This is a genomic window from Chlorobiota bacterium, from assembly GCA_016710285.1.
Taxonomy (GTDB): Bacteria; Bacteroidota; Ignavibacteria; order OLB7; family OLB7; genus OLB7.
Genome location: JADJXR010000001.1, coordinates 2,392,104 through 2,417,448 on the forward strand (window position 1 = coordinate 2,392,104; position 25,345 = coordinate 2,417,448).

The 25,345-nt window shown below is 60.3% G+C and carries 13 protein-coding genes; 11 read left to right on the top strand and 2 right to left on the bottom strand.

Translation table 11 applies throughout. From position 1 onward, the window contains the following. Positions 1-79 precede the first annotated feature (79 nt). Complete coding sequence (locus IPM61_08560; GenBank protein MBK8911372.1) at positions 80-2,815, top strand: TonB-dependent receptor; 2,736 nt, start codon at positions 80-82, stop codon at positions 2,813-2,815. A gap of 171 nt (positions 2,816-2,986) precedes the next feature. Here IPM61_08560 and IPM61_08565 read toward each other — a convergent pair whose 3' ends face one another. Further along, positions 2,987-3,700 (bottom strand): class I SAM-dependent methyltransferase, encoded by a 714-nt coding sequence (locus IPM61_08565; GenBank protein ID MBK8911373.1) that lies wholly within the window; start codon positions 3,698-3,700, stop codon positions 2,987-2,989. A gap of 226 nt (positions 3,701-3,926) precedes the next feature. Between IPM61_08565 and IPM61_08570 the strand changes: the two genes are divergently transcribed. The 7 genes from IPM61_08570 to IPM61_08600 all read left to right on the top strand — a co-directional run bounded on the left by IPM61_08570 (position 3,927) and on the right by IPM61_08600 (position 21,242). After that, a complete protein-coding gene (locus tag IPM61_08570; GenBank protein ID MBK8911374.1) occupies positions 3,927-4,115 on the top strand; it encodes a hypothetical protein in 189 nt (62 codons plus the stop codon). Continuing rightward, complete coding sequence (locus tag IPM61_08575) at positions 4,096-6,903, top strand: T9SS type A sorting domain-containing protein (protein ID MBK8911375.1); 2,808 nt, start codon at positions 4,096-4,098, stop codon at positions 6,901-6,903. The genes IPM61_08570 and IPM61_08575 overlap by 20 nt, the downstream gene beginning before the upstream one ends. Before the next feature lie 149 nt (positions 6,904-7,052). Then, complete coding sequence (locus IPM61_08580) at positions 7,053-11,816, top strand: SBBP repeat-containing protein (GenBank protein ID MBK8911376.1); 4,764 nt, start codon at positions 7,053-7,055, stop codon at positions 11,814-11,816. 469 nt (positions 11,817-12,285) lie between these two features. Continuing rightward, positions 12,286-13,518, top strand: a complete 1,233-nt coding sequence (locus IPM61_08585) for a restriction endonuclease subunit S (GenBank protein ID MBK8911377.1) — start codon at positions 12,286-12,288, stop codon at positions 13,516-13,518. Positions 13,519-14,363: 845 nt separating this feature from the next. Next, positions 14,364-17,579 carry a T9SS type A sorting domain-containing protein gene (locus tag IPM61_08590; protein MBK8911378.1) on the top strand — a complete coding sequence of 1,072 codons (3,216 nt, stop codon included), beginning with the start codon at positions 14,364-14,366 and terminating at the stop codon, positions 17,577-17,579. A gap of 344 nt (positions 17,580-17,923) precedes the next feature. Beyond that, a complete protein-coding gene (locus IPM61_08595; protein MBK8911379.1) occupies positions 17,924-19,165 on the top strand; it encodes an aminotransferase class I/II-fold pyridoxal phosphate-dependent enzyme in 1,242 nt (413 codons plus the stop codon). Positions 19,166-19,235: 70 nt separating this feature from the next. Continuing rightward, on the top strand, positions 19,236-21,242 hold the full coding sequence (locus IPM61_08600) for a tetratricopeptide repeat-containing sensor histidine kinase (protein ID MBK8911380.1): 2,007 nt from the start codon (positions 19,236-19,238) through the stop codon (positions 21,240-21,242). A gap of 440 nt (positions 21,243-21,682) precedes the next feature. Here IPM61_08600 and IPM61_08605 read toward each other — a convergent pair whose 3' ends face one another. Then, the gene (locus IPM61_08605; protein MBK8911381.1) at positions 21,683-22,216 is read right to left on the bottom strand and encodes a type VI secretion system tube protein Hcp; all 534 of its coding nucleotides are present in this window, start codon (positions 22,214-22,216) and stop codon (positions 21,683-21,685) included. A 511-nt stretch (positions 22,217-22,727) separates the two neighbouring features. On the opposite strand from IPM61_08605, the gene IPM61_08610 reads away from it, so the two are divergent. From IPM61_08610 to IPM61_08620, 3 genes are all read left to right on the top strand, one after another. Continuing rightward, entirely contained in the window at positions 22,728-23,660 is a 933-nt protein-coding gene (locus IPM61_08610; protein MBK8911382.1) for a transporter, read from the top strand. A 97-nt stretch (positions 23,661-23,757) separates the two neighbouring features. Then, positions 23,758-24,909: a molybdopterin-dependent oxidoreductase gene (locus IPM61_08615; GenBank protein MBK8911383.1), complete on the top strand. Its 1,152-nt coding sequence runs from the start codon at positions 23,758-23,760 to the stop codon at positions 24,907-24,909. Positions 24,910-24,973: 64 nt separating this feature from the next. Then, positions 24,974-25,324 carry a c-type cytochrome gene (locus IPM61_08620; protein ID MBK8911384.1) on the top strand — a complete coding sequence of 117 codons (351 nt, stop codon included), beginning with the start codon at positions 24,974-24,976 and terminating at the stop codon, positions 25,322-25,324. Positions 25,325-25,345 lie beyond the last annotated feature (21 nt).

The following is a 25,345-nucleotide window of genomic DNA, read 5'->3' on the forward strand; positions in this document are numbered from 1 at the left end:
CCTGCGCCGCCGTGCGGGTAGTTTTGCAACCGTCCTTGCAAGGCGCATTTCTGTCACACACACACAGGGTTTTGTTCTCATGAAAACGACTCTTATAGCCATCACACTGCTTGGGGCGGTCTTCCTGTCCGCTTCTGCGCAGTCGCAAACTGGGACCGTCGCCGGGACCATCACCAACGCGCAGACCGGAGCACCAATCAGCGGCGCAACGGTGCGCTTACGGAACGAACAGGACACCACACAACTTCGTGGAGCCTACACCAATCCCCAGGGGAAGTTCATCGTGCGGGACCTTGCCGGCGGGCGCTGGCGGGCGATTGTCACCGCCATTGGATACCGCACGCTGCCGGTCCAAACGGTGGCGGTGGCCCAGGGGGAAACCGCAACGCTAACCGTGGCGTTGCACGAAGAAGCGCTAACGCTGAACGGCGTTACCGTAACCGCTTCGCGGAAGATGGAGAAAGCGTTGGAGGCACCAGCATCGGTGACGGTGCTGAACGCCGAAGCAATCCACGCCACCCCAACACTGACCCACGTTGAACACCTTCGCGGCGTTGCCGGGGTTGACATTGCGCAGAAAGGGTTGGCGCAGTTCGAGATGGTGACGCGCGGGTTTAGCAACGTCTTCAGCGGCCAGCTTCTTACGCTGGTGGATGGCCGCAATGCCGGGCTTCCATCGCTGCGTGCCAACATCCCGACGTTGGTCCCCACCACCAACAGCGATATGGAGCGGATGGAGTTGGTGCGCGGCCCCGGGTCCGCACTTTACGGCCCGAATGCTTCGGCAGGGGTGCTGAACATCATCACCAAATCTCCGCTGGCCACGCAGGGGACCACTGTTGAGTTTGGCAGCGGGTTCATCAGCGACAGTGCTTCGGCGGCGATTGGCCCGGTGATGCAGGCCGCAATCCGCCATGCCGGATTGATTGGGGAGAGCGTTGGCTACAAAATTTCCGGCCAATACTCCGGCGGCGAAGATTGGAGCTTCACCGATTCGATAGAAGCCGAATCCCGCGCCGCCGCCCTTGCCGCAGGGGCCGCCGCCGACACGCTGAACATTGGCAAGCGGGAGAAAAACGTTGAGCGGTTTGGGGTGGATGGGCGCATGGACCTGGTGCTGAGCGATAACGCCACCCTTAGCCTGAATGCCGGCTACGACCAGATGGTGAAGGGTATTGAGCTAACGGACGTGGGGGCCGCCCAGGGGAAAGGATGGAGCTTTGCCCATGCCGGGGCGCGGCTACATTGGGGTGACCTGTTGGTGCAAGGGTTCCTGAACAAAAGCGATGCGGGCAAGACCTACCTGCTTCGTAGCGGCAGCGCAATCGTGGACCGCTCGCAGCAGATTGTGGGGCGCGTGCAGCACTCTGCGGCTCTTAGCGACCAGCTTGGTTTCACCTACGGCGGGGACCTGTTCCTTACTCAGCCGGAAACCGAAGGGACCCTTACCGGGCGGAATGAGGATGATGATAACATCACGGAGGTTGGGGCCTATCTGCAAACCGAGGCGCATCTGCTGCAGAATCGTCTGGACCTTGTGCTGACGGGCCGCTTGGATTTGAACAACCGATTGGAGGACCCCGTGTTCTCCCCACGGCTGGCGTTGATGTATAAACTGGACCAGGACCAGAATCTTCGGCTAACGTTCAACACCGCCTACAACACCCCCACCACCAACGATCTTTTCCTGGACTTGGTGTTCCAGCGCGACGTGTTTGGGTTTGGCAGCATCAGCCCGGATTTTGGGGCGGCCTACGGCATTGATCTGCGGACGCTTGGCGTTCCCGAATCGGGGTTCACCTTCAACCAAAGCAACGGGTCCTATCTGATGCACTCCAAGTTTGCGGATCCGTCGCAGCCGCTTCCGGTTAGCACCGCCGCGCTGTGGCCCATTGCCGTTGGGGTGCTTGCCGCGCAAGGGGTTGATATCTCCGCCATTCCCGCGCCAACCGAAGAGCAAGTGCATAGCTTCATGGCAATCCTGGACCCGAACGACGCGCAAAACCCGTTCAAGCCGATTGCCGCCCCTTCCAACACCCCCCGGCTGAAGCCAACCACAACGGAGACGATTGAGTTTGGCTACAAAGGGGCAATCGCCGACCGGCTTCAGCTTTCGGTGGACCTTTATCGCTCGCAGATTGAGAACTTCACCGTGACCGAGATCATCACCCCAAACGCATTCCTGAACGGTGCCGAGCTGGCCGCCTACGTGCAGCCATTTATCAGCGGTGGATTGCAGCAGCAGGGAATCCCGCAGGAGGTTGCCGACTCCATCGCCACGGCGCAGGCGGCAATGATGGGGGGAACCGTTGGCGCGCTTCCGCTGGGAACCATTAGCCCGGCGAACGTTCCGGACCCCACCGCGTTGGTTGCCGCGCCCCGCAACTACGGCAAGGTGACGATCACTGGCGTGGACCTTGCGGCAGACTACCGCATCACCGACCAGTGGGGGATTGGGCTAACCTATAGCTTCATGAGCGACAACTACTTCGAGAACGTAGAAGGGGGGAATGACCTTTCGCTGAACGCGCCAAAAAACAAAGGCTCGTTGGCGGTGCGCTATGCCGACGCTGGGCTTCGTGCCGAAGGCCGCTACCGCTACACCGAAGGGTTCCGCATGAAAAGCGGGGTGTACGAAGGCGACATCCCCTCCTACGGACTGGTGGACCTAACGCTGGGTTATCGGATACCCGGGCTGCAAAGCCTGGACCTGACGCTGACCGCGCAGAACGTCCTGAACAATGTCCACCAGGAATTTATGGGCGCGCCGGCCGTGGGCCGCAGCCTGCTTGTTCGGGGAAGCCTCTCGTTCTAACTCTTCCTGTGGTGGTGCCCCAACGATTGGGGCACGTGTGGCGGCCAACCAGCACGCCGAAGCCATGCACAAGGCTTCGGCGTGCTGGGCGTTGATCATCTTGGGTGTTTATCCCCTCCACCGCAGCAATGGTGCGGGAAATGGAGGTTGCGCGGGGCAGGGTTCGGGGGATCAGTGAGGCTTCCCCCAAACCCCCAACAAGTTCGTTCGGAAACGGCGGAACGGGCGGGGGCGGGTGGCAAGGTGCCAAGCGTAGAACAGCAGGAAAATCCACCGGCGAGTGTAGTTGGCATCTTGCAGAAACTCAAGCTCCAAAAGCTCTAAATCGGGATGGACCGTTCGCATGGCGTGCGGCGTGTTCAGCCGGTGGAAGGTGGGCATCACATCCACATCGCGAACGCGAAATAATCGGCTGAGTATCGCATTCTTCAGGCGGAAGGGGAGCAGCCGCGGCAGAATGATAAAAGGGCTGTGGGTGTTGGTGGTTAGCACCATCACCCGCCCCCCGGGGCGCAGCACCCGCGCAATCTCGCTAAAGGTGCGTGGCACGTCGGGAAGATGCTCGGCAACAAAGCGGAGGGTGATAAGATCGGCGCTGGCATCGGGGAAGGGAAGGGTATCGGGGCGCATCAGCAGAAACGGCGCACTGCTTGGCCGCTCCGGCGGAACAACATCGGTCCCGATTGCGCTTGCGGCGCGGTGCCCATATTCTTCCACCATGGCGTTGGAGCCACACCCCACGTCAATCCAAACAGTCTGTTTGTTCAGCATGGCGGAAAGTTTGTTCACCCACACCTCCCAGCGGTGGCGGAACGTGGGGTCGGTGCGCCGGATGATACGGTCGGACCATTGGCGATTGCTCTGCTGGCGGTCGGCTGTTGGCATGGCCGGAAGCTACTGACTTCGAGCCGAACGGAGAAAGCTGCACGGGAATGAAGTTGCGTTTCGGCATATCGGAAGTTGCCGCCGAAGGATAAATCCGCCGAAGGCTAAAGACCTTTTATCAATCCCGACGGAGGTCGGGAATGCTGAATCCGCCGAAGGCTAAAGACCTTCGGCTACCTCTATCGAACGGAGAAAAGCTGCGGGGGATGGTGGAGAAATAGATGGAATGTTCCCTGAAAAAAAATCCCTCTCCGTTTTGATTTCTCCCCTGCTTGCTCGTTTCTTTGCAGAACAGTTCTTGTTGCATCGTTCGGAGCGTCATGCGGGGATTACTTGCGCGTTGTTGTCTTGCTGCGGTTTGGGTTCTGGTGGTATCGGTTCTGGCAACCTGGCGGTTGCCGGCGCAACCGCTTAGCCAGGACGCAACGGTCTTTGCCCGCCGCTACTTTGTTGCCTTCCCTCGCGTTGTGGAGAACACCACGGACCCACGGTTCCCGCCGGCACTCGATCGCCAATTTCTTCTGTTCGCTTACTCCCGCCAGCAAGGGACCGTGGTGACGGTGACGCCAACCCAGGGGGATACGGCAATCACCAGAACGCTTTCCGCCGGGACGTTCAGCACGATACCCCTGCCAAGCTCGGCACCGATGGAAGGCTATCGGGAGATCAGCAACCGCACCTTTGCCGTGGAAGCCACCGCGCCGATTGTTCTGTACTGCTACGTTGCAACGCCGTTCGGCGGCGAGGCATGGACCCCAATCCCGGTGGAGCGTTGGGGGATGGAGTACCGCGCCGCGCTTCTCCCTTCCTCCCTTCTGGTGAACGTCTATTCCGGAAGCGCGGAGCAGCCGGTCCCGAAAAACACCGCTGCCCCCGGGGTGGTGATTCTTCTTGCCGCCCACGATAGCACCAGGGTGATCCTTACCCCCAGCGACACCACCATCAAGGCCGACACCATCACCCTGCAAGCCAAGCAAGCCTACCAGTACACCGCCCCCGTGGATACCCAGCAGGTGGATGGAAAGGTCCCGCAACGGGAGATAGCGGGGATGCTGATCCAGGCGAATTATCCGATTGGAGTGCTGAGCGGAAACACCCGCCAACAGGCCAACCCGATGGTTGCCGGGATCACCGGAAACACCTGCCGAAACATGATGTTCGAGTGGCTTCCCCCAACCGAGCAGTATGGCCAGGAGTTCGTCTATCTGCCAACGCAGGACCGGCTTTCCAAACCGCCAAAAGCAATCCCCCCCGACACACTCCCCAACCCCGCTCCGGTGCGGGCAACGGAGTACGTGCGTGCCTACGGTGCCGCGCCAAATGCCCAGGTGGTGTGGCAAAACCGCCTGCTGGACCACCCCGACACGTTGCGGATTCCCCCCGCCGGATTCCGCGAGGTGCCGATTGACACCTTCGCCCAAGCCCTCCGGTTCGTTTCCGCCAGCCCGATGCAGCTGATGATGCACTCCTCCGCCACATCTTTCTACCACGACACTATCCAAGTTGCCGAGGAGAAAAAGGAGATCAGCTACGACACGTGGTCCCCGTACATGGTCCAGATGGTCCCGCGCCAGCAGTGGTCATCGTTTGCGCCATGCATCGCGCCAACCTCACCTCCGTCGCTTGAACATTACGTCAGCGTGGTGACCGATTCGGCAAGCGTGGGGCGGGTGTTCTATCGGCAGGGGGCGAACGGGCGGGAATATCCATTTAGCTTCAACAACGGAAGCATCCCGGAAAGCGACTTGGTGTGGGGGACGATGCAGCTACTCCCCGGAGAAACCTACGCGATTCGCGGGGCCGATTCATCGGCGCGGTTTTACGGCGTGGCCTACGGCGTGCGCAGCGGGAAGGAGTTCAAACGGATCCAACGCGATTGGCCAACCGAGTTTCAGGAGCAGATGGCCATCAGCTACGGCTATCCCCTTGCCCCAATGCGAAGCGTGAACGCCCCGGGCGATACGTTGGAGGTTGTCACCGAGGCGATTGGCTGCTACGATCTTGCTTGCCGCGTTCGGTTGGCGAACCTTCGCCCATCCGGGCTGCAGAATATCGAGCTTGCGCCCGGGGCCTTCAACACCAAGCTGGTGATGGGGAAGCCCAGCAATATTGCCGAGGTGCTTCGGTCCACCGGTGCCGAGTTCACCGTTACCGTGGCCGACACCGCCGGCCCGGCGCAAGCCACCGTGGTGATAACCGACCGCACCGGGCGATACTGGACCATCCCCTACTCCTTCACCCCAACGCCGGTTGAGCTTTCCCCGCCGGATGGAGTTCGGTTTGGAACGGTCCGAACCGGGATCCCAACCGAGCGGATTGCCGTCATCAAAACTCCCCCCGGGCGTGGCATTCGGGTGCGGCAGTTGTGGCTGGGGGGAAGCCCCAATTTCACCATCACCGGAACCAGCAAGGTGATTCCGGCGCAATTGGTGGAGGGGGATTCGCTGGTGGTGCGGATCAAAGCAATCATCCCGGAACCGGTCATTGCCACCGACACGCTGAACGTCCTGCTGGAGTGCGCCCGCCACACCCTTCCGATTGTGGCCACCGGGGCCAGCCCCTGCATGCAGGTCAACAGCCTCGTGTTCGATACCATCACCTCGGGGGAGTACAGCGAGCGTGAGCTTCGGGTGTGCAACAACGGGGGCGCGCCGTTCACGTTAATCAATCCAATGGGGGGGAAGGTGCTGGCATGGAGTTCCCCCGCGTTCTCCGTTGCTTCGGGGGCGCTGCAGGCGTTGCATGGGCGGGTGATCCAGCCCGGGGAGTGTGTTCCGATTGTGATCCGGTTCAGCGCCATCAGCCAAGACACCACCACCATTGCCGCTGCGGCCCGCGTCTGGAGCGATTCCCGCGAGTGCGACAGCATCACAATGTGGCAAGGGACCGTGGTTCCCCCGCCAGTGATGACCGGGGTGGGGGGCGATGCTGCGGCCAGCAGCGCGGGCGATCTCACCATCTCCCCAAACCCTTCGGCAACGGAGCTATCGGTGCGGTTCCGGTTGCAGCGTGGTGGGCAAACCACCATCACCCTTGCCGACGCGCTTGGGCGCGTGGTCCGGACCTTCTGCCAGCGTTCTTTGGATGCGGGCCTCCATCAGTTTACCTACCCGACGGAGGGGATCGAGCAGGGAAGTTATTTTTTGAACATCACCTCGGGAGCGTGGCGTGGTGTGGCGAAGGTTCAAGTGGTTGGCAAGTAATCGTGGCGTGCGCCGATAGCTCTTTTCTCCTTCTTCTCCTTCCTCCAGCCGCGGTCCCTTCCCTGGTTGAGCAAGCCCGCGCAACTATCCAAGCGCAATTGCTATGTTGCGCGGCCCCCCTTCCGGTAGTGATTCAATCCAACGTGTTGATGCTGATATTCCGAATGCCCTTCCGTTTCCTGTTGCCGCTGCTGATTGCCGCCGTTGCCGCCGCGCTTCCAGCACGTGGGCAAACGGTTGCAGCCGCCACCAGCTCCGCCAGAGAGTTCATCGAAAACCGTGGCCAGTGGAATGCGCAGGCGAAGTTCCTGATGCAGACGGGTGATGCCAGTTATTGGGTGACATCCAACAGCATCGTTTGCGATTTCCGCCAACGCCAGCACGTGCCAACGGACCTTCGGAAAACAAATCGGCGGATGCTCCTTTCGCAATCGGCCACCATCGCCGGCCACGTTGTCCCGATGGAGTTTGAAGGGGGCAACCCTGCTCCATTCATCACCGCAATCAGCCCTTCGGCCACGGTGCGGAATTACTTTTTGGGGAACGATCCGGCGCGTTGGGCAACGGGGGTGCAATCCTACCGCGAGGTCTGGATGCGCGGGCTGTACCCGGGCGTTGATCTTCGGCTGTATCCCGACAGCGGCTCGCTTCGGTACGATTTCCATCTATCTCCGAACACCCCCGCCTCCCGTATCCGTATCCGAATGGCGGGCTGCGACTCCGTTCGGGTGGCGGGCAACGAACTCCATTTTTTCACATCGCTGGGAATGCTGCGGCACAAAGCTCCGTTTGCCTACCAGGTGGTGAATGGCCGGCGGAAGCAGGTCCGTTGCCAGTTTGTTTTGCGTGGAGCCGGGCTTGCTGGGTTCCAGATAGAGGGCCACGATCCTTCCCTTCCGGTGGTGATTGACCCGCTTCTCTACTCTACCTATTTGGGGGGGGGCGGTGGTGATATCGGCGCGGCGATCACCTACGATAAATCGGGGAAAGCCTACGTGGTGGGAAGCACCAAATCACTGGATTTCCCAACCAAAGCCGGGGCCTACCGCACCCAGCCTGATGCCGGAAACGACGTGTTCATCAGCAAACTCAGCGCCGACGGGACGCAGCTGCTTGCCTCCACCTACTTGGGCGGACAGGGGGATGATGTTGGAAGCGGCATTGCGGTGGATGACAAAGGATCGGTGTTTATCAGCGGGACAACCAGCTCGCTGAACTTCCCCACCACTGGCGGATCGGCACAGGCTTCGTACAAAGGGGGGGCCGATATGTTCGCCGCAAAGCTGGACGACGCGCTCACCTCCATCAACTACGCCACCTATCTGGGGGGAACCTCAACCGAAATCAACGACGCGATTGCGGTGGACAACACCGGGGCCGTCTATCTTGCCGGAACCACTCTTAGCAACGATTACCCCACGGTCGCGGGGTCCTACGACGTTACCTACAACCTTGACAACGACGTGGTGGTGACGAAGCTGAATCCTGCGGGAAGCAGCATGGTGTACTCCACCTACATCGGCGGGCAGCGGGCCGACGACGCAACCGGAATCGCAATTGATGGGAACGGGTCGGCGTATATCACCGGGGTGACGCAGTCGGGCGACTTCCCCGCGCCAAACGGATTCGACAAAACCTACAACGGCAATGCCGACCTGTTCGTGACGAAGGTGAGCGCCAACGGCACGGCCCTTACCTACTCCACATTTGTTGGGGGAACCGGAACCGAAGGGGGGGGCGCGATTGCCGTGGACGACAACGGCGCGGCGTACATCACCGGCTTCACCAACTCCGGCGATTACCCCACCACCCCGGGCGCGTTCGACCGCCAGCGGGGGGGGCAGGATATGATCGTCACGAAAGTGGCGGGGGGCGGGGGGACGCTTGCGTATTCCACATTTCTTGGCGAGGTGATCTCGCTCGGCTTTGCCATTAGCGTGGATAAAGCCGGGGCGGCCTACGTTACCGGGGCCACCTACTCCAACACCTTCCCCACCACCAAAAATGGCTACGATGCCGACTACAACGGAAGCGGCGATGTGATTGTGGTGAAGCTCCGCTCCGATGGTGGCGGGCTGCTTTACTCCAGCTATATCGGCGGCGGAAGCGGCGATGTGGCGTTGGGGAACGCGGTGGACCCCGGGGGGAAATTGTTCATCACCGGCTGGACCGTTAGCCGCGATTACCCCACCACCCCGGGCGCATACGACCGCGACTACAACAGCGCGCAATCGGCATCGGAAGATGCGTTCGTGACGGTGGTTCCTCTGTGCGAAAACGTCACCCTTACCGTGGCTGATACTTCCATCTGTGCCGACGAAAGCGTGACGGTGACGGCACGGGCAACGGGAATCGGAGCGCTGACGTTTGATTGGTACGACGTCACCAACAGCAAGCCCTTGCCCGCCGGAACGGTGACTGGGGGGGCTTCCGCGCAAAGCCTATCCAGCCTTACCAAAACCACGCAGCTGCAAGTGAAGGTGACCGATGGCACAAACTGCGCCCAAACCGGCTACATCACCATCACCGTTCGCCCGCGCCCGCAGCCGCCGGTGGGTGATGGCAAAATCATCTGCCCCGGCGAATCGGTTACGCTGCAAGCAAAGGGGGAAGGAACCGCAACGGTGGAATGGTACGCCGCCGCAACCGGCGGATCCCGGCTTGCCCCGGGAACAACGTTCGACACGCCGAAGCTGAACGCCACCACAACATTCTACGCCCAAACGGTGGACCCCGATGGGGGCTGCGCCAGCGCAACCCGCACGCCAATCACCGTCACGGTCCGCCCGCGGCCCAGCGTGAGCGGTGTTCCTTCGCCAACCATCTGCGCCGGCCAGTCGGCAATTCTTAGCGTTGCCCCATCGGCCAATGCCACGCTCCGTTGGTACACGGTGGCAACCGGCGGAACCCCCGTGCAGCTTGGTCCCAGCTACACCACGCCAGCGTTGGCGGGGACCACCACCTATTTTGTTGAAGCCTACGACACCATCACCCGCTGCACCAGCGACCCCCGCACCGCCGTGACGGTGACGGTGCGCTTGCGCCCGCCCGCGCCAACGGCAACGTTCACCAGCGCCTGCAGCGGCCAGCCGGTGACGCTGATTGCCACCGACCCGCAAGGGGTGGAGTTCCAGTGGTACGACCAACCCACGGGCGGAACCCTTCAGTTTAGCGGCGCGCAGTATCCCGTTGGGCCGGTCTCGGCATCGCGGACGTGGTATGTGGAGTCGGTCTCGCCCGGGGTTGGCACGCCTTGCGTCAGCACCCGAACGGCGGTGACGGTGGTGGTGAAGGACCGCCCCCCCGCGCCAACCATTAGCAACGTGACGGTCTGCCGCGGGGCCGCCGCCACGCTTGCTCCGCTGCCCCTGCGCGATGCCACCTTCCGCTGGTACGATTCGGCCACGGGGGGGACGTTGTTGGATTCGGCCCAGACGTTCACAACCGGCGCGCTGGCGGGGGACACCACGTTCTACGTGGAAGCATTCGACACCGCCAGCCGCTGCGCCAGCGCAACCCGAACAATGGTGAACGTGATGGTGGTGGATGCCCCGGGATCGGCCATTGCCGGACCGAACGCTGCTTGCCAAAACTCGAAAGGCGTTGCCTACGGCGTGTCGGCGCGGGCAAATCGGATTTACCTTTGGAGCATCAGCGCGAACGGGGCGATTGCCAACGGGCAAGGGACCTCGGCAATCACGGTGGATTGGAACGCTGCCGGAGCGGGATGGGTACGCCTGCATGAAGAAGACACCGTGACCAAGTGCACCGCCGACACGGTGGTGAACGTGACGGTGGCGGCCTCGCTGGCCCCGGCAATCACCGCCACCGGAAGCACAACGCTCTGCCAGGGGGATAGCGTGATGTTGGATGCAGGCGCGGGCTACGCGGAATACCGCTGGTCCACCGGCGACAGCACCCAAACAATCACCGTGCGCCAAACCGGAAGCTACAGCGTGACGGTCCGCGATGCGGGGGGATGCTCCGGGCAGTCGCCAGTTCCGGTCACTGTTCTGGTCCATCCGCTTCCATCGGTTCCGCGTATCACCCAAGCCGACGACACGCTGGCGGCGGTCTCCACCGACTCGATTGCAAGCTACCAATGGATGCTGGCCGGGTTCCCAATTCCCGGAGCCACCGCGCAGCGGTACGCGCCGGAAGCGGAAGGGAGCTACAGCGTGGCGATTACCGACACGAACGGCTGCCGCGGCATCTCGGCCCCGTTCGATTACGTCTCGCTGACCGGCACCGCCGAAGTGGCAATTCTCCCCGCGCAAATTCAGGGCGCGCCGGGCGATGTTGTGGTTGTTCCGATAGTGCTGGCAACCAGCCAGAACCTAACGCCACGCAACGCAAAGGGGTTTGCCGCAACGCTCCGATTTAACCGCACGCTGCTGCTTCCGCTGGAAAATGTTGGAACGGTCCAGGGGCAGGATCGGGTGGTGACGATAAGTGGAGAAAGGGCCGAAGGGAACGACACGCTGGCGTTGCTCCGTTGCGTGGTTCTGCTGGGGGATGCGCAAACCACGCCAATCGCCATTGACACATTTGCTTGGGATGGAGGGAAGGCGCAAGCCACCACCGTTGCCGGAACGTTCCTTCTGGATGGAGTTTGCCTAACCGGCGACCGCCGATTAATAGGCCAAACCAGCGCGCTGAAAATCACCGTGCAGCCAAACCCCGCCGGATCCGCCGCCGCCGAAGCGGCCATCACCCTTGCCGAAGATGGCCCAACCCGCGCCACCGTGGTTGATGCCACCGGGCGCGAACGGCTGCGGCTGCACGATGGCTACGCACGCCACGGCACGCTGCGGCTTTCAATCGCCACATCCACAATCCCATCGGGCCGTTATTACCTTGTGGTCCACACCCCAACGGATGTGCAAGTTGTGGAGCTGGAAGTGCGGAAGTGATGGCTGACGGAGAGGGGTAGCCGCCCCGACCTCCGTCGGGATTAATAAAAGGTCTTTAGCCTTCGGCGACTTTAGCCCTCCCCTGCCCAGCGGGGGAGGGTTGGGTGGGGGTGATACTAAACACCGATAGGCCTACTAATCCGCCACCGCAGCAGCCCCCTCCCCGCCTCCCCCAATTCTGGGGGAGGGGCCGACAGAGGTGGCGTGAGTTTCCAAAAGACAGGGAGCAATAGCCAAACCCATTTCCCCCCAGCATTGGGGGGACGCTTCGTCGCTTGCGGCGAAGCAGGGGGGCGCAAGGCAGGGGAGAGCCAGCGCGAAACCCCGCCCGTTCGGTGGCTTCCCCGAACCCACCCCGCCCTGTCGGGCACCCCTCCGTTGGAGGGGAACGCTTCGGGAGGATTGGTGGAAAGATTGAAACGTCGGGAGGCCGTCCATTCCCCCACAATCAACCCATACCCAGAAACCCATGAACTACATCGAACAAATGGTCGCCGAGCTTTGCCCGAACGGGGTGGAGTTCAAAATGCTTGAAGAGTTAGGCACGACCTATGCCGGCCTCACGGGGAAAAGCAAGGCTGATTTCAGCAACGGCAATGCGCGATTTGCTTCCTACAAAAACATCTTCAACAACCTTGCCCTTGATCTTGAAGCCAGTGACTTCGTTCGTGTTGAAGCCGGAGAGAAGCAGAATGCTGTGACGATGGGGGATGTGCTGTTCACTGGGTCGTCGGAAACACCAGGTGAGGTTGGGATGTCGTCGGTGATTGTTGAGCGTCCATCGGAAGCAATCTATCTGAACAGTTTTTGTTTTGGGTATCGGTTCAACGATGATGGATTGCTGTTGCCGGGTTTTTCGAAATACCTTTTCCGCAGCGAAGCGGTTCGGCAGCAGATAGTGCTGAGCGCAAGCGGGGTGACGCGATTCAATATTTCCAAGAAGCGTTTTTTGAACACCCGCATCCCCCTCCCCCCGCTCCCCATCCAACAGGAAATCGTGCGGGTGTTGGATACGTTCAGCCAGCTTGTGCGTGAGCTTCAGGCGAACCTGCAGGCGGAGCTTGTGGCACGGCGGAAGCAGTATCAGTATTACCGTGACCAGTTGCTCAGCTTTGAGGGGCGTAAGGATGTGAGGTGGGGGACGTTGGGGGAGATGTTCGATATGCGTGCAGGCCATCACATCTCTGCTCAAAACATCATTGCCGAGCCGGATCAATCTCACCTTTATCCTTGTTTTGGCGGGAATGGAGTTCGGGGTTTTGTTGAGAAGTTCAGCCACGATGGAGCCTACTTGCTGATAGGCCGCCAGGGGGCACTGTGCGGAAATGTTCAGCGGGCGCGTGGCAAGTTTTACGCAACCGAGCATGCCGTGGTGGTGACTGCGAGTGCTGAGATCAATGTGGATTGGGCATTCCACATGCTCACGCTGATGAACCTGAATCAGTACGCGTCAAAATCTGCGCAACCTGGGCTTGCCGTGGGCAAACTTGCAGAACTCCGGATTGCAGTCCCACCGCTTGCGGAGCAGGAGGAGATCGCGGGCATCCTGGACAAATTCGACGCGTTGGTGAATGACCTTTCGATTGGCTTGCCGGCAGAGATCGCCGCCCGGCAGAAGCAATACGAATACTACCGCGACCGGCTGCTGACATTTCCGGAGGCCGCACCGCAAGAGGTAGCCGCCCCGATGAATCGGGGTTGATAAAAGGTCTTTAGCCTTCGGCGCCATCTTCGGTCCTGGGCCCCGATAAAGATCGGGGCCGCTACCCCGACCTCCGTCGGGATTGATAAAAGGTCTTTAGCCTTCGGTGCCTGGGCAGGCTAAAGACCTGCCGCTACCCCGACTTCGTCGGGATTGCCACCGCAAAAGGTAGCCGAAGGTCTTTAGCCTTCGGCGCCATCTTCGGTCCTGGGCCTCTTGGCCCCGATAAAGATCGGGGCCGCTACCCCGCCTACGTCGGGATGATCGCCGCAAAAGGTAGCCGCCCCGACCTACGTCGGGATTAATAAAAGGTCTTTAGCCTTCGGCGTGATCTTCGGTCCTGGGGCCCGATAAAGATCGGGGCCGCTACCCCGACTTCCTCGGGACGGCACCAACGGAGGTAGCCGAAGGTCTTTAGCCTTCGGCGCCATCTTCGGCCTTCGGCCTCTGGGCAGGCTAAAGACCTGCCGCTACCTTGACCTGAGGAGGTAGCCGCCCCGATGAATCGGGGTTGATAAAAGGTCTTTAGCCTTCGGCATCATCTTCGGTCTTCTGGCGCAACCGAGAGGGGGGAGAGAAAGGAGTGACCCCGCAGAACCTGCGTGGATCAAGCAAAAGGAACGCAGGGTTTATCGCCGAAAAATTTCCCCTCTTCGACCGAGCTTTGTTTCACCGCAAGGCCGTACATTCGTGGCGCGTCCTTCCGCAGGTGGAATGACTGCTTCCCCTTCTGTGGGCAAGTTTCTGCGCGGCTGGCTTCTTACCTCTCTCTGTTGTTGCTTGGCCGTTTCCCCACAGTTCCAATCCCTTCCGAAATGTTTGATGATGGCAAAGGAGGTTCCCCTATGTCTCTTGCTTCGTGCTCTGCCAACACTGCTCGCTTCTTTCTGCTGCTTCTTGCTGAAGCAATACTCTGCGCCGCTGCGTTTGCCCAGCCACCTTCGGCGCGGGATAATCGTGGCCGTGAGTTCTGGTTCACCTTCCCGCCGAACTACCACAACGAGGTTCGCTACCAACGCCCGGCCAATGGCGTGATGAGCGATAGCCTGTACGTCTTCATCGCCACCGACCGCCCAACCTCCGGCCGGATCACGTGGCGCGATAGCATCGGCACGGTGCGCACACGGCAGTTCGCGATTAATTCCGCCCCCTGGCTTTATAAATTTTCGGTGCTGGCCTACGGGGTTGAGCTTGCCGGAATCAACAACAACGTTGACGTGGTTCCCAACAGCCAAAACGGGAGGGTTGCCCCGCAATACTTCCGTGTGGAGGCCAACGACGATGTGGCGGTGTATGCCATGAGCCAAACCATCACCACCACCGATGCGATGATGGCACTTCCCACCGACGTGCTTGGGACCCGCTACCGCGTGATGAGCTACTACTCCGATGGCAAGTTCAACAACAATCCGTTCGATACGCTGGAGCTGAACACCACCCCGTCGCAGTTTGCGGTGACGGCAACCGAGGATAACACCTCCATCACCATCCGCCCCAGCGTTCCGGTGTTTGGCGATAACTCACGGCGGCCTATCTCGCTGATACTGAACCGTGGGGAATCGTTTTTGGTGCAAGCTGATATCTCCTCAAGAAGGCTGAATGGGGATTTGACCGGCACGTTGGTGGAGTCCGACAAACCGATTGCCGTTGTGGGAAGCCACCAACGCTCAACAATCCCCTACGAGTATATCACGGACCTGACCTCCCGCGATTACTTGCTTGAGCAACTTCCGCCAACATCAGTCTGGGGGAACAAATACATCCTTACTCCATTTGCCACCGCCGGATTGGATGCGCCCGTTGGCTACGACGTTGCCCGCATCCTTGCCGACTCGAACAATACCGATGTCTACCTTGATGGAACCTTCATCCAGCGGCTAAGCGCGGGCGCGGTGCTGGACCTTCCGCTAAGCCGCGCAGCGTTGCTGACGGCCAGCCGCCCGATTCTGGTGGCGCAGTACAAGAAATCTTCGCAGACCCGCAACGATTCCGGCGCGGCGTTCCGGCTGGGCGATCCGTTTATGATTATCGTCCCGCCGCAGAAGCAGTATCTCACTTCCTACGTCTGCTCGAACGTCCAGATTGACCGCCCGCCAACCGGAAGCGTCTATCAGGAGCAGTACATGACGATCATTGCCCCCACGGCGTTCTTGGGCCAGACGTTGCTGGATGGAGTTCCGGTGAACCGCTCGCGCTTCCGTCCGGTTGGGAACACCTGCTACTCGTGGGGGATCATCTCCGTGAGTGATGGGGTCCACCGGGTGGAGTGCCCAAAACCGGTTTGCGTCTATCTCTACGGCTACGGCAAGGCCGACAGCTACGGCTACGTTGCCGGGATGAAGTTCGACGTTTCCCCCGAGCCAGTGGTGGCGGTTCGCGGCGACACCGCATTCTGCATTGGCGGAACAGCAACGATGCGGGCAAGCGGCGGTGCGGAATATCAATGGAGCGGCGGCGCGGAGCTTAGCTGCACCGATTGCCCAAACCCCACCGCTACGCCCCAAGCCACCACCACCTATCGGGTGGTAATCACCGATGCCTACGGCTGCATCAGCTACGACAGCGTGCGCGTTGTGGTGAACCCGCTGCCGGTTGCGGTGGTGGATACTGCCGGGCCAATCTGCGTTGGCGATTCGCGCCAGCTTCGCGCCAGCGGCGGCGGGACGTATCGCTGGGAGCCTGCCCAGGGCCTAAGCTGCACTGATTGTCCCGACCCAATCGCAACGCCAACATCCACAACAACCTACCGCGTGCAGGTTCGCAACGCCGAAGGCTGCACCGATGACGACAGCGTTACCGTGACGGTCCACCCGCTGCCGCAGCCAACCATCTGGCCCGACACGGTGATGTGCGCTGGCGATTCGGCATTTCTTGGAGTTAGCGGCGGCGTTCGGTACCGCTGGACCCCCGCTGCGGACCTGAGTTGCGACGACTGCCCGAACCCAATCGCCCGCCCGTTTGCCACCACCCGATACGACGTTGAGGTCTGGAACCAGAACGGCTGCTCGGTGGTCCGTTCGGTGACGGTGGGGGTGCGGCAATGCGAGCGGAAGGCGGAGCTTGCGGTGGATGCCTTCCCCGCGATTATGATCTGCGACAGTGCCGAGCAATTCTGCCGTTTGGTGAACACCGGCGAAACTCCGGTGCTGGTCCAGGCCATCAAGCTGGTCCAGGCCGACGACGGAGCGTTCACGCTTCATGCCGAAAGAATTCAGCTTCCGCGATGGATGGCTCCGGCCGAGGAGTGGAACCTTCCGGTGACGTACCATCCGGTTCGCGAGGGGCTTGCGCAGGGGATTGTGCGGGCGTATCTGAAAGGGGCGGGGGACTCCCTTTCGGTTGCTATTTCGGCATTGGGGCGGCGGACCACCATGGCCTTCAAGCTCTATCCCGATCTTGAACTCACGATTCCTGGCGATACCGTCACGTTCCAGCTGGCGTGCACCGCCCCGGCGTGGCAGGATGCCGGGATTACGCGATTCACCGCCGAAGCAGCCCTGGATAATTTTGGGATTAGCCCCCAACCAGCAATCCCCGGCCCGGCGTTCCCGCAAGATTGGAAGCTCATTTCCCACGTTGAGGAACGGGATGGAAAGCGCGTGGTGGTGATGGAAGGGGCCGGCCAAACGCCAATGGCCAGCGGCGGCGTGCTGGCCACGTTCCGCGCACTGGTCACCATCAGCGACTCCACCATCTACACCCCCGAATTATCGGTGGCTTGCCCCGAGCGGAGTTTCTGCGTTACTCCATCGGGCATTGCTGAGCCGGTGGAGATTAACCTGTGTGGCGGAACAAACCGGACCATTCTCATCACCCAAGCAATGAACCGGATTGCGGTGCTGGGCGATCAACTCACCTACTCCGTCGCCTTCGGTGGGGAATGCCGGGTTGAGTTGTACGACCTTCTGGGTCGCCAGATAGAGACGCTGGTAAACGGCGCGGTGGCCGAAGGGGAGCATCACGTTCGGCTGCCGTTGGGCCGCCTAAGCAGCGGCCTTTATCTTGCCCGCCTAACCATCAACGGAGCTTCGGTGACGGAGCTGGTGGGGGTGGGGAAGTAGTAGGGTTGGGGAAGGGGTGGCGCAGCCATGCATCATGCTTCCTCCATTCCCTCTTCTTCGGGGTTGCGTTGATTGCACAGAATCCGTAAAGAACACGAAGCAGAATTCCCCCAAAGCCTTGCTGCGCCAGCCCTTTTGGGCTGAAGTGGCGGGGCTTTGGCCTTGTTGGAAGCATAGCCATCTCTATCTGTTGCTTTTATTCTTCGGGCTTGCATAATCCCGCTGCATCCCTATCTTCCCAGTCCACACAGAACCATACCGAAGGTGTTGCTATGATTATTGACGACAACGTTGAAACCAACGATCTTGAACTTCTTACCGAACCCGCCAGCCGTGTCTCGGCAATGGCCGGTGCGCTGATTGGGTCGGAAATCTTGAAGATCGCTTCCGATATCCGCTCGCTGGTGGCGGCGGGCCACTCGGTGTGCAACCTTACGGTTGGGGATTTCAGCCCGGCGCAGTTCCGCATCCCGATGATGCTGGAGGACGCTATCGTGGAAAGCATCCGCGCTGGCGAAACGAACTACCCGCCATCGGATGGCGTTGCCCCGCTGCGGCGTGCCGTGGTGGAGTTCTACCAACGCCGGCTTGGGCTAACCTATCCGGTTGAGTCGGTGCTGGTGACCGGCGGCTCGCGCCCGGGAATTTACGCCACCTACCGCGCCGTGGTGGATGCTGGCGACCGGGTGGTGTATCCGGTCCCAACGTGGAACAACAACCATTACTGCCACCTTGTTGGCGCGGTTGGGGTTCCGGTTGCTTGCGGCAGTGCCGACAACTTTTTGCCAACCGGCCAGCGGCTTCGCGAATCGTTGCGCGGCGCGCGATTGCTTGCCTTGAACTCACCACTGAACCCAACGGGAACGGCGTTCACCCCCCAGCAGCTTGCCGAGGTTTGCGATGCTGTGCTGGAAGAAAACGCCCGCCGCTCGCCGCAGGAGCGCCCGCTGTACTTGATGTACGACCAAGTTTATTGGATGCTGACGTTCGGGGAAGTCCTCCATGTGAACCCTGTGGCGCTGCGGCCAGCGATGCAGCCCTACACCATCTTTGTTGATGGAATCTCCAAAGCCTTTGCCGCAACCGGGGTGCGGGTTGGGTGGACCGTTGGGCCGGAAGATATCACCCATCGCATGGCCAGTTTTATTGGGCACGTTGGCGCGTGGGCACCCCGCGCCGAGCAGCTTGCAACGGCAAAACTGCTGGCCGACGATGCCGCAATGGATCAGTTCCACGCCACCATGCGGCATGGGGTGGAGGGCCGTTTGCGGGCGTTGTACGATGGCATGGAGTTGCTCCGCAGCAGCGGGCTGCCGGTGGAAACCATCGCGCCGATGGGGGCGATTTACCTTAGCGTCCGCTTCCCAGTCAACGGAATGCAAACGCCCGACGGGGCAACGCTTGCCACCAACGAACAGATCCGCCACTACTTGCTGCAGGCATCGGGAATCGCCATTGTCCCGTTCCAAGCCTTTGGAATGACGGAGGAGAGCGGGTGGTTCCGGCTGTCGGTCGGGGCGGTTTCGTTGGATGATATCGCGGCAATGCTTCCGCGATTACGCCAAGCATTGGCAGGGCTCCGGTAGCGGCAAAGAAGGGAAGGGGAGATTGCAACCAGCACCAGCGATGAAATAAATCCCGCCAGAATATCATCCAATGCCAACAGCACAGCACGCAGATCTGGATGAACAGATCAAGAACATCAACGCCCAGCTGCGCGCCGGGGGGGCGGATATTCTTGCGGCAATCGAGGAAGCATGGGGGGCGGCATTGCGGGCCGATTACCGCCCGGGAATGGCGCAGTTGCGGTGGCTTCATGCTTGCTACCATTTCATGCGAGCCAACTATGCCGACGCGCTTCGCCTTGCCGAGGAATCGCGCCAGCTGTTCCGCACCGTGGACCGCCCCATTGAGCTTGCCCGCTGCCTGAACACCATTGCCAGCTGCCACCTTAGCCTGGGCGACCCGGCGCGTGCGTTGCAGTTTTTTCTGGAATCGCGCGAGCTTACCACGCGCCGCCGCGAAGCCAACCCTACCCTTGCCGACTCGTTGCTGTCATCGCTTCTGAACAACATTGCGCTGGTGTATGATTCGTTGGGGGATGTTGAGAAAGCGTTGGAGTTGTTCCGTGAAAATCTGGAGCGGAAACGGGAGGCGGGGGACCGCGCCGGGATGCTGTTCGCGCTGAACAACATTGGCCTGCTGTACTTCCAACTTGGCGATTACGACAACGCCCACCGCTACCATCACCAGGCGTTAGAGCTTGCCGAGCAAACCCAGCATCGCGGGGCGATTGCCGACACCCTGAACAACCTTGCCAACTGCTTGAAGGATGGAACCGAGAAGTACGAGGAAGCATTGCTGAACTACCAGCAAGCGTTGGCGATCTACCAAGAAGTTGGCGACCAGCGGGGGGTGGCCGCTGCCACCATCAACATCGGCGACGTGATGGCACTGCTGGGCCGCAACGCCGAGGCCGCCGCGCAATGGGAACGTGGATTGGCCATGACCACCGATCCCCACCTTGCCGACTATCACGTTGCCGCGCTGATGTCGCTGGCGGGATACCAGCGCGATGAGTGTGGGGCACATGAAACGGCGATTGAGCTTCTGCAAACAGCACTTGCCCACCCCGCCGTGGACCGCGACCAAACGCGCCGCGCCGATATCCACCGCGAGCTGGCCCAGGCGTACCGGCTTGCCGAAAATTTCCAGGAGGCATTCCATCACTTGTCGGAGCATCACACGCTGAAGGACAAGGCCGCAAACGAGCGGAGCACCTTGCGAATCAGAGCGATGATGCTACAGTTCGACGTTGAGCACGCGCAGAAGGAGGCGGAAATCGCTTACCTGCGGAATGTTGAGCTGGCCCAGGCCAACGCCGAGCTTCAGCAAGCCAACCACCGGCTGGTGGCATTGAACCATGAGAAGAATGAGTTCCTGGGGATCACCGCCCACGATCTGAAAAATCCGATTGCGGCAATCAGGGGGTTTGCGGGGCTGCTGCGGGACCGGAAAATGGCGAACGACCCAAGCCTTGTCACCGAGCTTGCCACCGACATCCTGCAGACTGCCGACCGGATGTTCGAGACCATCACGAACTTGCTGGATATCAATCGCTTGGAAGAAGGGAGCGTGCAGATAGGGATAACCGCCGTTGATGTGGCCGCAACGATTGACCGCGTCACGCGCCCGTATCTGGAACATGCTGCCCAGAAAGGGCAAACCTTGCGTGTGGAGCCGCACGAAGGCGCGGTGCGGGTGATGGCCGACCCCAATTTGCTGGCCCAAGCCCTGGATAACCTTGTCTCCAACGCCGTGAAATTTTCCCCCCGTGGAAAACAGATTACCGTGCGGGTGGTGGTGCTGGGTGGCAAAACCCGAATTGAGGTCCAAGACCAAGGCCCAGGGCTGACCGCCAAGGACCGCGAACGGTTGTTTGGAAAGTTTGCGCGGCTGTCGGCACGCCCCACCGGAGGGGAACACTCCACCGGGCTGGGGCTGTTCATCGTCCAGCGGCTGATGAAGCTGATGGGGGGGAGCGTCTGGTGCCAGTCGGAGCCGGGGAACGGCGCGCTGTTCGTGCTGGAGTTCCCCGCAGCCGCAGCCGCCCACGACTTCAACTTCACCGACCGGCAAGGGCCGCTCACGTTGCTGGGATAAAGGAGGGATCAAAGCAGAAAAAAACGCCGAAGCGTCCGTTCCTTTTTTTTAGAGGTGGACGCTTCGGCGGTTTGTCATCGTATCGGTGGCAGCAAAGGCTTGCTGTACCCCGTCGCCTGTTGTTGCTGCCCTGCTGGTCATCGGTTTCCTCCGCCCGGATGCCGCGTGCGGCAAGGTGGTGTGGGCGGCCTGCTCATCGTGATGTTGTGGTGTGGCTCTCTCTCTTTAGCACACACGTTCTCTCTCTTTGGCACTCTCTCTCAGTGGTCTCTCCTTTCCCTCTCTATCAATCTTGCTGTTCCTCCGCCCGCAGATTTTTTTCCTCTCTCTCTCTCTCATGTTTTCTGCGGGCGGCCTGTTCATCATGGTTCATCGGTGCGTTGCCTTTTCACCCTATCTCATTCACGCTATCTCAGCTGGGTGTTCTTTGGGCTGGAGCGTTAGATTTTTTTGCTGGTCGCCAGATCGTACTGCACTTGAACTGTCATTGAGGTGGCCGGCTGCGCCAGGCGATAGAGTACCGGGGAAGATTTGTCAATGCGCTTGGTGAACCTTATCGGCTCGTATTGGCGCTTGCCGGTGGCCTGGCCGCTGGCAGCATCACGCGGGGTCTTCACGGCGTTGCTGGTTGTGCCCGATGCCTCCAGCACGTGGGGCACCACAAAAGTTTTGCGGGATTCGGCGGTCCCGTCGCCATCTGCGTCGGCGGTTTGCACGTTAATCGTCACTTGCCCCGAACCCTCCACCGGCGCGCCGTTCCGCTGCTTGACGGTGAACTTGTAGTTTCCGGCGGGTAAGTCTTGCAAGGTGATCGCCGCGCTGTTCCCCTCAATCGGTATTGTCTGCTTCCCTTTCGCCCCCTCGATCTCCAGGAAGTAATCGCTGGCGGCGAAGGCGGTTGTGTGGGCGATAAAGCCAAGGGCCAGTGCAAGCGTTGCTGCGAACAGTGTGCGGAAGTTGCGTGGTGTCTTCATGGTCGTGTGTTCCTGTTGGTTTGGTATTGGTTTGTTGGTCTGTTTGCTGTTGCAAGAGAATCAGGCGTCTGTTCTGTTGATTGCCGTTGGCGTTTGTGTTTCTGTTTGCCGTTGTTCAATCAACACTTACCAACCTATGATTCTGGCTTAAAGGGTTCTTAAAAGGGATGGGTGGACAAAAAAAATCCGCCAAACAGGGTGGCGGATAGATGCCTGCGAAGGGAGGAAAGGGGCTGGGTAAAAGAAAAAATCGGCAAAATTTTTCTAAATCTGCCGCTTTATGCTTCTGCGAAAAAAAATATCGCCCAGCCCGTTAGTTGATATTTTTTTTCTGGTGTGGATTTCGTTCGCCTTGGTGGCCGTTGGGCAGCGGGCTGGCTGGTGAGGTGAACCGCCAGTTTTACACTTCGCTATCGTGGGATGCGTAACCCTTTCGGCGATTTGTGTTCTTATCTTTGGCCAACGCTACGGTTGGTTCTTCCTTCCATATTACACTGCATCCAGGCCTTGCATGAGAGTATCCGCTGCCTTGCCGCTGAATCCTCGGTTGACCCTTGCCATTGCTTGCTCCCTTTGGATTATGCTGCCAACGCTTCTGCGTGCTGGCGGGTGGACCCAGGAGCTGGGAAAGATTTATGGGAAGATCACCTACGGAACGTCGTCCGCCAATGAAGTCTATCGGTTCGATGGTGAGCTGAAATTCCCGACCGACAACCCGCCATTCACCGTCCGCGATTATCCGCTGGCCGACCGCAGCTTGTTCCTGTATGCCGAGTATGGCCTGTTCGATGACTTGACGCTGATTGGCAATCTGGCACTCAAGCGTTCCATCATCACCACGCCGGTGGAGCGGATCGAAACGCAAGGCATTGCCGACGTTGGCCTTGCAGCCAAGTACCGATTGTGGCAGAAGGATGCCCACGTGGTGTCGGCCACGTTGGGGGTGGCAATCCCCACCGGCTACACCCGCGACCTTACGCCGCCGCTTGGTTCGGGGAATGTGAACCTTGATGTTGCCGCCAACTACGGCTATTCGTTCTGGCCTCTTCCGGCCTACGCCACCGCTTCGGCGGGCTACCGGTTGCGCCCGTCAATTTTTGTTGGCAACACCGAAACCGCCACCTACCAGGACCCCAATTACGCCGATGAATTGTTCGTGGATGCCGAAGCTGGCTACACCATTGCCGACCTTGTGCTGGTCCATGGCGTGGCCCGATTCCTCACCTCCACCCGAATCGGCACCAACGACTTCGATATCCAACATCCCCCCGAGACTCAGCAATATCTAAAGGTGGGGGGCGGGGCAATCATCCGGCTGCCGGAAGGCTTCGAGCTGGGCGCGGACCTGCTGGTGACACCAATGGGGAAGAAAGCCAGCAACAGCCTTGACGTGATGATTGGCCTGGCTTGGAGCGGGAAGATTATTGGAACCACCCCCCAATAACCAAAGCTGCGGCAGAAGCCAATGGCTGAAAGATCACCGAAAAAAAACGGGCAACACCAAGACTTTTGTAACTGACCACTGATAGATACTTGAGACCATGCTTGACCGGAGAACATTCTTAAAAATTGGCGGCGTTGGGATTGCTGGCGTTGTGCTGGTTCCGCTCCTTGATGGCTGCGAACAGCACACCGTAACGCCACTAACCGCACCTGAGTTGGTCCCATTCCTGACACCGCAAGCCCAGCTGTTTGTGCAGCATGGTGGCGAAGGAAGCATCCCCACTTGGACGATGCCCGACATCAAGCAAGAGGAGTGGAAGTTGGAGATTGGGCGGCAGTTAGGGGCAACGTTCTCCAACAACCTCACCATCACCTTTGCCGATTTGATGCAGGCAAAGGCCGACGGGGCGGAGATCACCTTCCTGAAGACGATGCAGTGCATTTTGGAAAGCCCGCTGCGGGTGTCGGCAACCGGCTACACCGGCAACGCCTACTGGACCGGAATCCCACTGAAGCACTTCCTTGATAAGGCCGGGATTGATTACAACCTCAATCGCCGCATCCTTCTGTACGGAGCCGATAAGCCCTCCGACGGGTCGCGCCAGTTCGGCTTTATCAACAACCTGACGGTTGACCGAATCATCAACGGCGAGTCGCAAGGGCTTTTCCCGCCAATCTTGGCCTACGCCATGAACGGCGAACCGCTCACCCGCGAACACGGCTTCCCGGTGCGGCTGATTGTCCATGAGATGTACGGCTTCAGCAACGTGAAATGGCTGGTACGGGCCTCGGCCACACAAGCCCCGCAGGACACCGGGACCTATCAGCTGGAAGGCTACACCGAGCGGGTGATCCAGGCCAGCAGCCGCGGCACGTCGGTCCGTGAAGGGGTTTCCATTCCCCGTGGCGAGACGGTGATTCGGGGCTTTGCAATCAGCGGCCACGCGGCGATTTCCACCGTGGAGATCAGCATTGACGGCGGCCCTTTTGCGCCGGCCACCATTACCCCGCTGGCCGAGATTCAGGACCAAGAAAGCCTTCCCCCTTCCATCCAGCAGCTATCGAAAGGAACGGCCTATCCGTACCAGGGCGTTTGGACCCCGTGGACCTTCCGGTGGGACGCGCCCGGGGGAACGCACACCATTGCAATCCGCGCCACCGATGCCGCCGGCAACACCCAGCCGGACCCCGACGACAGCATCAGCGATGGCCAAAACGGTGTGGTGAAGTATAAAGTGACCGTCAGCTAAACAACGGCCGCCCGGCGGCTCCACACATCCGCGATACCCGATACTCAGCTATTCAACAGTTCCCATGATTCAATCATTCTGGAAAACAATCGCCTTCGCGCTGCTCCTTCTTGCCGTTGGTTGCGACGCGCTGGACCCCGCGCCGGAAGCCACCATCACCAAAGTTGGGGGCGATCCGCCGCTGGAGCAAACGGGCAAAGCGTTGTACGAACGCAACTGCGCCAACTGCCACGGGCTGGATGGAATCTCCGTCTCCCCAGATGTCACCCAGATGAAAGGGTGGACCAGCACCTCCACCGGCACGTTCGGGAAACTTGACACGACCATGACCCAAGGCCCCAGCGGAATGCCACGGTTCGACACGCTGGACACCGAAGCGCGAATGAAAATTTATGAGCACATGAAAACCTTGTAGCCAACGCCAATCACGCGTAGC